Source organism: Listeria floridensis FSL S10-1187 (genome assembly GCF_000525875.1).
In the GTDB taxonomy this organism is placed as follows: Bacteria; Bacillota; Bacilli; order Lactobacillales; family Listeriaceae; genus Listeria; species Listeria floridensis.
The window spans coordinates 1-13,280 of the sequence record NZ_AODF01000020.1 but is presented as its reverse complement, the minus strand read 5'-3'; the positions used below and the strand labels follow the sequence as shown (position 1 = coordinate 13,280).

Sequence of the window (13,280 nt, the reverse complement as noted above, 5' to 3'; positions counted from 1 at the left end):
GCAATGAAGTTTAACTCAAAGAGAGTATCAAAATCAACTTCGCATACATACTTTCCTATAGGGATTTAGCTGATCCGTTAATTGCAAATTCACGATCGCGAAGTTCAACACGTCTGATCTTTCCAGAATCTGTTTTCGGAAGCGCTTTGACAAACTTAATGCGGCGCGGATACTTGTAGGGAGCGGTCATTTGCTTTGTGAACATCTGCAGTTCTCTGACCAGTTCTTCGCTTCCTTGATAGCCATCTTTTAGGACGATAAAGGCCTTTACAACCGTTCCACGAATTTCATCTGGACTGGCGACAACCGCCACTTCTTTGACCGCTTCATGATGTGTAAGCGCGTCCTCCACTTCAAACGGCCCAATGGTGTATCCAGAGCTGATAATAATATCATCATTCCGCCCTTGGAACCAGTAATAATTATCTTGATCTGCATATGCGCGATCCCCAGTAACAAAGTAATCGCCACGAATAGCCTTAAGGAGCCGTTCTGGCTCTTTGTAGTAAGTCTCAAACAGTGCTGGAAAATCTTTCCGAACCGCAATATCGCCAGTTTCGCCGACCCCAACCGGATGCCCATCCGGATCAACAATCGCCATATATTCCGGCATGATCGGTTTGCCCATCGAACCCGGACGGATTTCCGTGTCCACTAAAGTACCAATCAAAAGTGTACTTTCCGTTTGACCGTACCCGTCGCGCACTTTTACGCCGAAGTTTTCTTGAAACACATGGATAACTTCGCGGTTGAGCGGCTCGCCAGCCGAAACACTGCTGCGTAAGTGTGGCAAGGAATGCGCTTCAAGATGCGGAACTTTTGCCATTAAGCGGTATTCGGTCGGCGTGCAACACAATACATTAATTTTTTGTTCTGCGAGTAGCCGAAGTTGATTTTCGGGGGAGAATCGGCCGCTGTAAATAAATCCGGTTGCCCCTTTCCCAAGAACAGAAAGAAACGGAGACCATACCCATTTTTGCCAGCCTGGACCAGCCGTCGCCCAAACGCGGTCATTTTCATGAATGTCGAGCCACCTGTCAGCAGCAATCCGAATGTGCGCGTAACCCCAGCCGTGAACATGAACTACAGCTTTCGGGTTTCCGGTCGTGCCGCTTGTAAACGCAAGAAGACAGGGATCATAACGCTTTGTCAAAACAGGCGTATACTCAGAAGAAGCGTTAGCCATAAGCGTGCTGTAATCAGACCATCCCGTGTCAGCCTCGCCGTCAATCAAAATTTGCATTTTAAGCGAAGCAAGTGCCTCGGTTTTATTTATTTCTTTATTGAAACCCGTATACGCTACGATCCCTTTCACACCAGCATGTTGGATGCGGTATTCTAAATCGTGAGCTTTTAAAAGTTCGGAAGCGGGGATAATGACAGCACCTGCCATCCATAATCCTATGTAAATGGCATAAGTTTCAAGTAAACGTGGCGTCATCACAATCACTGGATCGCCTTTTTGAATGCCATTCTGTGAAGCAACATTCGCAAATTTGCGCGCTTGTTCAAGCAGTTCATTGTAACTCCAACTTTTTTTCGATATCTGCATTCTTCTTCCAAATTAAAGCGATTTTATCAGAGGCAAACTTCGTAATCTCATCAGTAATATTATAAATTTTTGGGGCAATTAAATTTTCGGAATACAATTTATTTTTCCTCCTTTTAAAAAATTAGTACTTGGTATTAAAACATGGTAATATAAATAAGGGCAAAAATCAACTGTTAAGCAGATTTGCTTTGTGGTACGATGGATAAGAGAATTAACGGGAATGAGGAATGCCGATGGAAAAAGAAGAGTTTATGAGGCAAGCAATTCGGGAAGCTGAAAAGGCTCGAACACTTGGGGAAGTTCCTATTGGTGCTGTAGTTGTACTGGATGGTAAAATTATTGGTCGTGGGCACAATCTTCGCGAAACATCGCAAAATGCAATTACCCATGCGGAAGTGCTTGCGATACAAGACGCTTGCAAAACGATGGAATCATGGCGCTTAAGTGGTGCCGATCTTTATGTCACACTTGAGCCCTGCCCAATGTGTAGTGGCGCTATCTTGCTTTCGCGGATTAATAAAGTTTTTTATGGTGCAAGTGATCCGAAAGCCGGAACAGCCGGTACGTTGATGAATCTGTTGCAAGACGATCGCTTCAATCATACCTGCGAAGTAGAGCAGGGAGTTTTGCAAGAAGAAACAAGCCGCCTACTGACCCATTTTTTTAGGGAACTGAGAGAACGTAAAAAAAATAAACAAAGAACAAAAAAAACGGATAGGCCTTTATGCCTGTTTTTCTGATTAATTAGGGAGTATTTCTAAATGTGAAATAAAAAACAAATGATCTAAGCTCGCTATGCGGAGGCTTTGACTATGCCCTTTTTGATTGTGTACATTCGCTTTTAAAAAAAACTACTAAAGAACTAAATGAATTTCTTAAGAAATAGGATAAAATATACTGTATATAGAACTTATTTTTGTTTAGTAATTTTTCTTATAGCGCTAGCTTTAAAACAGTCCATATGGTGATTTTCACCTGTTATTGTGAAAAACAGAGCAACTTGTTGTAGAACTTGGTAATGTTTTTCACAACCTTTTGCGAGCGCTCTATGAAAGGGAAAAGAATTTCAAAACGCAAAAAAGGAGGGAAAAAGGGTGGATATATTGTTTCTAGCCCGTTTTCAATTCGCATCAACAACGATTTTTCACTTTCTGTTCGTACCGCTATCCATTGGATTAGTCTTCATGGTCGCACTGATGCAAACGTTGTATGTTGTGAAGGGAAAAGATATTTACAAAAAAAATGTCGAAGTTTTGGGGGCATTTGTTCTTAATTAACTTCGCAGTCGGTGTCGTAACCGGGATCATTCAAGAGTTCCAGTTCGGTATGAACTGGTCAGATTATTCTCGGTTTGTAGGGGACGTTTTCGGGGCTCCGCTTGCAATTGAAGCGCTTCTCGCGTTCTTTATGGAATCGACATTTATTGGATTATGGATTTTCGGATGGGACCGCCTTGGCAAAAAGCTTCACCTTGCTTGTATTTGGCTTGTTTCGATCGGTACAATCCTTTCGAGTTTCTGGATTCTCGCTGCCAACTCATTCATGCAACATCCAGTAGGATTTGAATTTAAAAATGGCCGCGCTGAAATGAATGATTTTTGGGCTTTGATTACAAACGGACAACTGCTCGTTGAGTTTCCGCACGTTATCTTCGGGGCATTTGCAACGGGTGCGTTCTTTGTTGCTGGTGTCAGTGCTTACAAAATGCTTAAAAAAGAAGACACTCATTTCTTCAAACGCTCATTCCAAATTGCGCTTGTGCTTGCTGTAATCGGCGGTTTCGGTACTGCATTCAGTGGTCACTCGCAAGCTCAGTACTTAGTTAAAACACAGCCGATGAAAATGGCTGCTACAGAAGGAATTTGGGAAGATACAGCTGATCCCGCGCCATGGACGATGATTGCCGGCATTGATGTCGACAATAAGAAAAATACATGGTCGATCGAGATTCCATATGCCTTAAGTTTCTTATCCTATTCGACACTGAGTGGTTCCGTTGAAGGGATGAACACGATTCAAAAACAATATGAAGAACAATACGGACCTGGGGATTACATTCCACCAGTACGTACTTCATTCTGGAGCTTCCGTATCATGGTTGCTGCGGGCATGTTGATGATTCTTTTCGCGCTAATCGGTGTTGTACTTGCTTGGCGTAAAAAACTTGAAAATGCGAAATGGTACTTGCGTTTAATGGTTCCAATGATTCTCTTCCCATTCCTTGCAAACTCGATGGGTTGGATCATGACAGAAATCGGGCGTCAGCCTTGGGTTGTCTTTGGATACCAGCAAACAGCAGATGCGGTGTCGCCTAACGTTTCAGCAGGCTCACTCTTGTTCTCAATTATTGCGTTTTCGACAATTTATTCACTTCTCTTAATCGTACTTGTGTACTTATTTATTCGCGAAATTAAAAAAGGACCATATGGTGAGAAGAAACAAGAAAAAGTTTCAGTCGATCCATTTGATAAAGGGGGCGACAAAATTGTCACTGAATGAGTTATGGTTTCTGCTTGTCGCAGTTTTATTCGTCGGATTCTTCTTCCTAGAAGGCTTCGACTTTGGAGTAGGGATGTCAACACGTTTTATGGCGCGTAATGACCTTGAACGCCGCGTGCTTGTCAACACAATCGGCCCATTCTGGGATGCCAATGAAGTGTGGCTGCTTACAGCCGGCGGAGCAATTTTTGCCGCTTTCCCAAACTGGTATGCAACAATGTTCAGCGGATATTATATTCCGCTTGTAGTCTTTCTGCTTGCGCTAATCGGTCGAGGAGTTTCCTTTGAATTCCGCGGTCAAAAAGCAACAGCTGGATGGCGCAACTTCTGGGATTGGATTATTTTCTTCGGTAGTATTTTGCCGCCATTCCTGTTAGGTGTTCTATTCTCAAGTTTGATCCAAGGTATGCCAATCAATGCTGACATGAATATGTATGCCGGATTCTTTGATTACATCACGTTGTTCTCTGTATGGGGCGGTTTAACAGTAACCTTGCTGTGCCTGCTTCACGGCTTGATGTTCATCACGATTCGTACAGAAGACGATATCCAAGATCGTGCTCGCCGCATGGCTAAGCGCGTTTGGTGGATCACGATTCCTGTACTTGTAGTGTTTGTTGTATTAGCATTTTTCTACACAGATATTTTCCAAGCTCGTCCAGTTCTCGTACCGCTTATGATCGGTGTTGTTGTCGTCATGTACTTGCTTTCAGCCGTCTTCCTGTGGAAAAATCGCGACGGTATGGCATTTACGTTCGGAGGACTTGGAATTGCACTTACAATTGCAACCATTTTCGTTGGACTATTCCCGCGGGTAATGATCAGTTCAATTGATTCAGCATTTGATTTAACTATTCAGAACGCTGCGTCGGGACACTACTCGCTGACAGTTATGACGATCGTAGCTGTAACATTGCTGCCGTTCGTACTCGGCTATCAGATCTGGAGTTATTATGTTTTCCGCAAGCGCGTTTCGAGTAAGGAGAAAATGACGTATTAATGGGAAAAGATCTATTTAAATATAAAGGTGTTAAAAAAATATTGGCGATTCTTGCCGTACTAACTTTGATTCAAGGTGCGGCAATTATCGTGATGGCTCGTGCCCTCGCCGATTCGGTAACAGATTTGTTCCGCGGCGAGGCACTTTCCGCTGTGGCGTTACAAATGATCCTCTTTGCCGGGGCATATTTTGTACGCCATTTTTTAAATGTATGGAAAAAAGGTATTGTCTACCGCTACGCCGCGGATCTAGGCAGAGAAATGCGCGAAGACTTGCTTAGCAATTTGTTTGTGCTCGGCCCTCGCTTCACACGTACAGAAGGAACTGGGAAAATCGTGACCATGGTTATGGAAGGCGTCCAAGATTTCAGACGTTTTGTTGAACTCTTTTTGCCGAAATTTGTCAACATGGCAATTATTCCAGCAATGATCTGGATTTATGTCGTAACCCAAGATGGAACATCTGCAGTTATTCTGTTCATCACATTTCCTATCCTGATTCTCTTTTTGATTATCCTCGGATTGGCAGCCAAAAAACAAGCTGATTCACAGTTCGAGTCGTATCGAATTTTGTCTAATCATTTCGTTGACTCGCTGAAAGGTCTTGAAACCTTAAAATATCTTGGCCTAAGCCATAACCACGAAAAAAGTATCCGTGGAACGAGCGCGCGTTACAGACGGGCAACCATGCGCACACTGCGTGTCGCTTTCCTATCTTCTTTCGCGCTCGACTTCTTTACGATGCTGTCCATTGCAATCGTAGCTCTATTTCTTGGCCTTGGATTAATTGATGGCACAATCTCGCTTTACGTCGGACTTGCCGTCCTTATCCTTGCACCAGAATACTTCCTTCCCGTCCGTGAACTGGGTACTGATTACCATGCAACCCTTGACGGTCAGGATGCCGGACGAAATATCCAAGCAATCATCGACAAAGGCAAACAGGAAAAAGCAGCGAATCCAGGCGAAACGGCCGATAACTTCAGAGCTACAACACACTTCTCGATGAACGGTATCTCCGTCAAACATGGTGAATCAGATACTGCTTCCCTTGCAAGTGCTGACTTTGAAGTAAATGGCTTTGAAAAAATCGGCATTATCGGGGCAACCGGCGCCGGGAAATCGACGATGATTGACGTTCTAAGCGGCTTTTTGGCGCCTACAACCGGAAGCTTTGCTATGGATAATAAAACAAATGTCACCTTGACAGACCATGCTTGGCAGAAACAAGTGACATACATTCCACAGCATCCGTATTTGTTCCATGATACTATCGACGGGAACATCAAATTTTACCATCCAGATTCCACACAAGCTGATGTGGAACGTGCCGCGGAAGCTGCTGGACTTTCGGGTTTTGTGGATGGGCTTGAAGCTGGGTACAGTACCGTTGTCGGCGAGGCGGGTCGGACTTTGAGTGGTGGACAGGAACAGCGGATTGCACTTGCGCGGGCCTTTTTATCAGATCGTCCGATTGTACTTATGGATGAGCCAACTGCCCATCTTGATATCGAAACCGAATATGAACTGAAGGCACCGATGATTGAACTTTTTAAAGATAGATTGGTCTTCTTTGCGACCCATAGGCTTCACTGGATGCTTGAAATGGACCGGATTATTGTGCTTGATCAAGGTGCAATCGTTGAAGTCGGTACGCATGATGAGCTAGTCGCGAAACGCGGATTTTACTATAACTTGGTGAAAGCCCAATTGGAGGAGATATAAATGCTTAAAAACAGTTGGATCGGTCCTTATATCAAACAAAACCTCGGGCTTTTCATCCTCGTCATTTCACTTGGTGTTCTAACGTTTTCTGCAGGAGCAGCCCTCATGTTCACGTCAGGGCATTTAATTTCCAAGTCTTCCCTTATGCCTGAGTCGATCATGGCCGTTTATGTGGCAACCGTTGGTGTTCGCGCTTTCGGAATCATGCGCTCAGTCTCGCGTTACATCGAACGGCTTTCCAGTCACTCGCTCGTACTGCGGATTTTGGAAAAAATGCGCGTCAGATTGTATCGCATTTTAGAACCACAGGCGCTTTTGATTAAGTCGCGCTATCGTACCGGGGATATCTTGGGCTTGCTTGCCGATGACATTGAACACATCCAGAATTTTTATTTAACGACAATGTTTCCTGCAATCGTCAGTTTGGTCTTATATAGCGGCGTCGTAATTGCGCTTGGCGTCTTCTCGATTCCATTTGCAATTTTGATGCTCATTTTGATCGGGCTTTTGATTTTTGTTTTACCTGGTGTGTCTCTTCTTTATGCCAAAGGGAAAAATGCCTATTTAAAACAAGGACGAAATGGCCTTTACAGTCAGTTCACCGATGCGGTGTTCGGGCTTAGTGATTGGATGTTCAGTGGCCGTGCTAAAAGTTTTATTAAAGGCTATGAACAAGATGAAAAAGATTTGCTTAAAGTTGAAACGAAACAGTTCCATTTTGTTAATTGGCGCGACTTTTTTAGCCAGCTAATTATCGGAGCAGCCGTTGTTGTGATGGTGTATTGGAGTGCGGGGGAAGCGGATAAAGGGGCTTTTAGTGCCACGCTAATTGCAGCATTCACACTTGCAATCCTGTCACTTGGCGAGGCTTTTGTGCCAGTTTCGAGTGCCGTAAGCGATAAATCGCTTTATCAAGATTCACTCGAGCGCTTAGGGAAAATTGAAGATCCGAGTTTGCCTGATTTTGAGCACGAAATGGAACAAAATCAATATATCGAGACAAAGAGCGTAGCACTCAAAGCTCGGAACCTTTCTTTCCAGTACAATCCTTCAAGTCCGCTTGTTTTGAATCAGTTTAATTTTACGCTTCTCCAAGGGGAAAAAGTGGCGATTATCGGTCGAAGTGGCACGGGTAAATCGACATTTTTAAAGCTTGTTCAAGGTGCGCTGCTCCCAACTAGCGGCGAGATTACAATGAACGGCGTTTCAGTGGATGAAATTCGACCGCAAATGGCGCAAGCAGTATCGATGTTAAATCAAAAGGCACACCTCTTCAGTACATCCGTTCTCAACAACATTCGGATGGGAAATCAGAACGCGACAGATGAAGAGGTCTATGAGGCGGCTCGGAAAGTGAACATGCATGATTTCATTATGAGTATGCCGGATGGCTACAAGACGCAAATGGCGGAAATGGGCGCACGATTTTCTGGCGGAGAACGTCAGCGGATTGCGCTTGCACGAATATTGCTTCAAAATACACCAATTGTAATTTTGGATGAACCGACTGTTGGGCTTGATCCAATCACGGAACGCGATCTTCTTAAAACGATTTTTGAAACGCTTAAAGATAAGTCGCTGATTTGGGTTACGCACCATCTTGTCGGTGCTGAAAAGATGGATTCGGTGTTGTTTCTTGAAGACGGGGCGATTTTAATGCAAGGAACGCATAGCGATTTAATGCAAAATGAACCGCGCTATCGCCATCTTTATGAACTTGACCGACCGATTAAGTTAGATTAAATAGTAAGTTAGAAGTCGTTTAGAGGGGCTATGCTCGTTTAGGCGGCTTCTTTTTTGTTATAATGATCGCATAGAAATGAGGGATTTCGGATGAGTGAATTTTTCATGGGTGTCGACATTGGCACCTCGAGTACAAAAGCAGTCTTGTTTACGGATAAAGGTGAACTTGTAACGCGCTATGCGGTGCATTACGAGCTTGATACAGATGCGACCGGTAAAGCAGAGCTTGATCCAGATGAAATTGTTCAGGCAGTCGCACAAGCGGTCTGGATGGTCATGGAAGCAAGCCGAATTGAGCGAAGCGAATTAGCGGCTATTTCATTCAGCGCGGCAATGCACAGTTTGATTTTGATAGATTCGGAGAATAAACCGCTCACAAAATGTCTGACTTGGGCGGACGGCAGAAGTGCCTCGGCGCTTGAACGCGCCAAACAGCGATACGAGCTTGGCGGTCTGTATATGACAACCGGAACACCGCTTCACGTGATGAGTCCGTTTGCAAAACTTCTCTGGCTAAATGAAGTAGCACCGGACAAAATGCATCAAGCGGCTCGAGTTTGCGGCATTAAAAGCTATGTTTTACACGAACTGTTTGGCGAATGGGTGATTGACGCTGCGCTTGCTTCTGGCACAGGTTTTTTCAATACGAAAGAGAATATTTGGGAACAAACGGCGCTTGATTTGGTGAATCTAACCGAGGAGCGCTTGCCGCAAGTTGTCTCAGAAGAATACTGTCTTTCTGGACTTAAACCGGGCTGGGCAGAACGTCTGAATGTTGCACAGGAGACGAATTTTATTGTAGGCGGGAGCGACGGCGCTTTAGCCAGTCTTGGCATCCAAGCACTGGGGGCGCAAGATGTTACAGTGACCGTCGGAACGAGCGGAGCGGTGCGCAAACTCGGTCAAGCGTTTTTGCCAGATCAGCAGAAGCGCACCTTTTGTTATCGTTTGAGCGAAGACTATTTCGTGCGTGGCGGAGCTGTCAATAATGGCGGGAAAACGGTAGAATGGGCCTTACGTGAACTTGCACCGGCGGAACTAAAAGAACAGCGTGACTACCGCAAACTGATGGAACAGGCAGAAAATATTTCACTTGGCGCAGACGGCTTGCTGTTTTTCCCATACTTGCTCGGTGAACGTGCTCCCTACTGGACGAGTGACATCCGAGGTGCCTTTTTCGGTCTTGCTGAGTGGCACACGCAAGCTCACATGATTCGGGCAGTAATCGAAGGTGTAGCGCTCAACTTGTATAGTGTCTATCAAGCTATTTCTGACCCGGAGGATAAACTATATGTCACGGGAGGCATTGCCGCGCATCCGTTTTGGTGTCAGCTTCTTGCTGATGTGTTCGGACGAGAAGTCCGCGTGCCGCATACGATTGAAGGTTCGAGCCTCGGTGCAGCGATCGTTGCAATGAAAGCACTTGGGAAACTGACGGGACTTGAACTCCCCAACAAGCCAGAAATCAGCGCGTCATACAGGCCGAATGAAGTGCGTCACCAAAATTATCGTAGTTTGCATGACATATTTGCTGATGCAAGTGAAGCCGTCATAAAAACGAGTCATAAAATTGTGCGCTGGCAAAAAGAAGAGTCTGATCGGAGTTAGAGAACCAAAATTTGCGGGAATAGAAGCATATACGCGCTATGAAAAGGGGGGCTTCAAATGAATCGGAAAATTGTTTGGATTGCGCTTATTTTGATTGGAGTTTGTCTCATCGGAACGATTGCAGCAACACTTGTTAGTATGGCATTAGCCGACTAAAAAAAAATAATAGATTTTACTTGTTTTTTTTTCGCTAAAAAAGATACACTATTAGTTGAGTTCTTTTTCTGGAGCTCCTAATTAATGGTAGCAAATTTGCCGTGCTAGACGGGGAGATAGCGGCGCCCTGTAACCCGCAATCCGCTCTAGCGGGGTTGAATTCCTCAACTGAGGCTTATACCTGTCTGGTCAGCCTTTGACACGTGGTGTTGACGATTTGGTCTTGCGCAATGGAAGCCTGTGAACCATGTCAGGTCCGGAAGGAAGCAGCATTAAGCAGTGCCTTCGATGTGCCGCGAGGTTGCCGAGTCTGAGCTAACGATCAGAGTAACGCAGGTGGTTATATGTCGAACTGAGGTGCACGGCGTTAATTTTAAAATAAATCTTTGAAAGTCTTCTCGTGAAAAGCGGGAAGGCTTTTTTAGTACGAACAGAAATTTTGTAAGATTTTACAAGAAATGATAAAATGAAAGCGGATACAAAAAACTTATATCATCAAAAGGAGAGAGAAAAATGAATTTCAAACATGTTACGGTGGCCGGAAGCGGCGTACTAGGGAGCCAAATTGCCTTTCAAGTTGCGTTCAAGGGGTTTGATGTCACGATTTACGATATCAATGATGAAGCGATCAAAAAAGCGAAGGAACGGATTGAAATTTTAAAAGGGCGCTATAAAGAAGAAGTGATTAATGCGAAAGATGATGTTGCTGCAATTGCAAGCCGCATTCATTACAATTCCAACTTGCTTCCAAATATCGATGTGATCTTTCAAAAAGAAGTAGATTATGTGGAAGGTGAAGTAGAAGCAGGCTACAAGCGGATTCGTTTTAGTTCGGATTTAAAAGAGGCTGTAAAAGATGCAGATTTGGTGATTGAAGCTGTACCGGAACTCATTAGTGTAAAAGAGGATTTTTATAAAAAACTAGGGGAAGTGGCTCCGGCTAAAACAATCTTTGCGACGAACTCTTCTACGCTTGTGCCTAGCCAATTTGCTCACTTTACTGGTCGACCAGAGAAATTCCTTGCGCTCCACTTTGCCAATGAAATTTGGAAAAATAATACGGCGGAAATCATGGGGCATAAAGATACGGATCCGGCTGTTTACAAACAGCTCGTGGAGTTCGCGGGTGCAATCGGGATGGTTCCACTTGAAGTGAAGAAAGAACAGCCGGGATACATTCTTAATTCGATTCTCGTGCCGTTCCTTGAAGCTGCGCAAATGCTACTTCTTGAAGGGGTAGCGGATGCGGAAACGATTGACAAAACGTGGATGCTTGCAACAGGCTCACCGCAAGGACCATTTGCGACACTCGATGTGGTTGGTATTACAACGGCCTATAACATCATGCAAAACTACGCACAAACGGCTGACTCGGAAGACAAACGTTATGCGCGCATGGCTGAAATGCTGAAACGCGATTATATTGATAAAGGGAAATTGGGCGTGGCAACTGGCGAAGGATTTTATAAATATCCAAATCCAAGTTTCAAAGACCCAAGCTTCCTTAAAGCGTAATTTAATGGAACTGTATAACGAGGGGAAATTTCCCCCTCGTTACTTCTTGTTTGGTTTGCGTTTTGCTGATGAAAATTGCGGTTAAAACTGGTACAATAAAGAAATAGAGTTTTAATTTGAAGTTAAGGATGAATTTTTATGCAGCGTTTGAAGAAAAAAAAGAACCGTTATTATCGTCAGTATCCTTACCGCAGCAGCGGCAATTTTGGTTTCATTAGGCATTATTTTTGGGATTTTTCAGCGCGAGGAAGTGCTAGATGACTATGAGGTGGCGTATGAAATTGGTGACAAATTGTACGAAGTCTTTCCGATTTCCTCGACCGATATTGGCCTCGACAAGAAAAAACAAGGCAAACATCTTTATTTCCGAGTGAACAGCTACTATAATCTTGAGTATTTGTTCCGCATCGCTTACGGGCAATTTGAACTGAACGAGCCGTCTACTGTAAAAGGTTATGCAGGAAGGCTTGATTACAGCGTGGCAGATAATGCTTACGTGACGCAGGAAGATGTTTTTGCGACGAAAAAAGATCAATATGCCGTTTATTCGTTCCATAATAAAATGGGAAAAGAGATTTACCGATATGACCCGGAAAAAACATCAAGTGACCCTTATGTTGTCAGAATCAAGCCAACAATTCTGCAGGGCTATAAGAAAAGTGATGTTTCAAGCTACGATGATTTTGTCGATATCACAGAACTGTTTCATGATAAATTGGATGAGAAAGTCACGGTACGCGTAGATGAATCAAAACGAATGGTGATTTTTTCGATTAAGAAGTCATGATGATTGTAAGGCTATTGTTGATCATGATAAGCTAACGCGGTTGATTTACACTTATACTAATGATTTAAACCTCGCTTAATGCGAGGTTTTTTTGCAGGACGGAAAAAAAATACTAGCCTTTTTTAAGTGTATGCTATACTTAGAAATGTAAAAATAGAATACAACAAAGAGGTGAGTATGCAGCATGAAAGAGGTAGATTATCGTGAAGGTGATTTTGATCGTGCACATGACAGCATCGGAAACTTGATCGGGAAAGGTGTCTGGGGGAAGGGCGCAATTGATGAGCTGAAAAAAGCGTCGAAGAACTTGGATGAGGCGGAGGAAGACATTCGGAACTTGGATCGTGATGGTGCGATTTCATTCAGCCATACAAGTTCAGAGAAAGAACTGCAAGAGCTGTTTGAGGATTTTGAGGTGCTTCATCGGTTTTCTGGGCGGGTTGGTGAACTTGTTCATACCAAAATTGATCGACCGTTTTTTGAAGATCTAGATCGGTTTGTGGAAGGCATGCGGAACTTGGATGCGTCCAAGTTTACGACGACGAATCGGATTGGGGCGACGAAGACGGAAACGGTTTTTGTGAATAGTTATACGCAGGAACAGCGGGAAGTACCGAAAACAGAAGTGACCATGGATGATTTGTTTAGCGGGAGTAATGTGTACGCCGATCAGTTGAAAAACCAGTTTCAGGCGTG

7 protein-coding genes, 1 other RNA gene and 3 pseudogenes are annotated in these 13,280 nt (G+C 44.1%); 10 read left to right on the top strand and 1 reads right to left on the bottom strand.

The features are described from left to right. Nucleotides 1-55: 55 nt before the first annotated feature. A complete protein-coding gene (locus MFLO_RS08425) occupies nt 56-1,552 on the bottom strand; it encodes an acetate--CoA ligase (RefSeq protein ID WP_420912524.1) in 1,497 nt (498 codons plus the stop codon). Between the two features lie 233 nt (nt 1,553-1,785). Between MFLO_RS08425 and tadA the strand changes: the two genes are divergently transcribed. The 10 genes and pseudogenes from tadA to MFLO_RS08380 form a co-directional block, all read left to right on the top strand. After that, complete coding sequence (gene tadA, locus MFLO_RS08420) at nt 1,786-2,292, top strand: tRNA adenosine(34) deaminase TadA (protein WP_036097491.1); 507 nt, start codon at nt 1,786-1,788, stop codon at nt 2,290-2,292. Between the two features lie 354 nt (nt 2,293-2,646). Next, a pseudogene (locus tag MFLO_RS08415) lies at nt 2,647-4,051 on the top strand (cytochrome ubiquinol oxidase subunit I). After that, on the top strand, nt 4,038-5,051 hold the full coding sequence (cydB, locus tag MFLO_RS08410; protein WP_036097490.1) for a cytochrome d ubiquinol oxidase subunit II: 1,014 nt from the start codon (nt 4,038-4,040) through the stop codon (nt 5,049-5,051). Before MFLO_RS08415 ends, cydB begins: the two are co-directional and overlap by 14 nt. Continuing rightward, nucleotides 5,051-6,775 (top strand): thiol reductant ABC exporter subunit CydD, encoded by a 1,725-nt coding sequence (cydD, locus tag MFLO_RS08405; protein ID WP_036097489.1) that lies wholly within the window; start codon nt 5,051-5,053, stop codon nt 6,773-6,775. The genes cydB and cydD overlap by 1 nt, the downstream gene beginning before the upstream one ends. Continuing rightward, nucleotides 6,776-8,518: a thiol reductant ABC exporter subunit CydC gene (gene cydC / locus MFLO_RS08400; RefSeq protein WP_036097488.1), complete on the top strand. Its 1,743-nt coding sequence runs from the start codon at nt 6,776-6,778 to the stop codon at nt 8,516-8,518. Nucleotides 8,519-8,608: 90 nt separating this feature from the next. Next, complete coding sequence (locus MFLO_RS08395) at nt 8,609-10,126, top strand: gluconokinase (RefSeq protein ID WP_036097487.1); 1,518 nt, start codon at nt 8,609-8,611, stop codon at nt 10,124-10,126. A 255-nt stretch (nt 10,127-10,381) separates the two neighbouring features. Next, nucleotides 10,382-10,647, top strand: an RNA gene (ffs, locus tag MFLO_RS15085) — signal recognition particle sRNA large type. Between the two features lie 148 nt (nt 10,648-10,795). Next, nucleotides 10,796-11,797, top strand: a complete 1,002-nt coding sequence (locus MFLO_RS08390; RefSeq protein ID WP_036097486.1) for a 3-hydroxyacyl-CoA dehydrogenase — start codon at nt 10,796-10,798, stop codon at nt 11,795-11,797. Between the two features lie 138 nt (nt 11,798-11,935). Further along, nucleotides 11,936-12,584 (top strand): annotated as a pseudogene (locus tag MFLO_RS08385) (hypothetical protein). Between the two features lie 184 nt (nt 12,585-12,768). Continuing rightward, nucleotides 12,769-13,280, top strand: a pseudogene (locus tag MFLO_RS08380) (hypothetical protein); the annotation flags it as partial.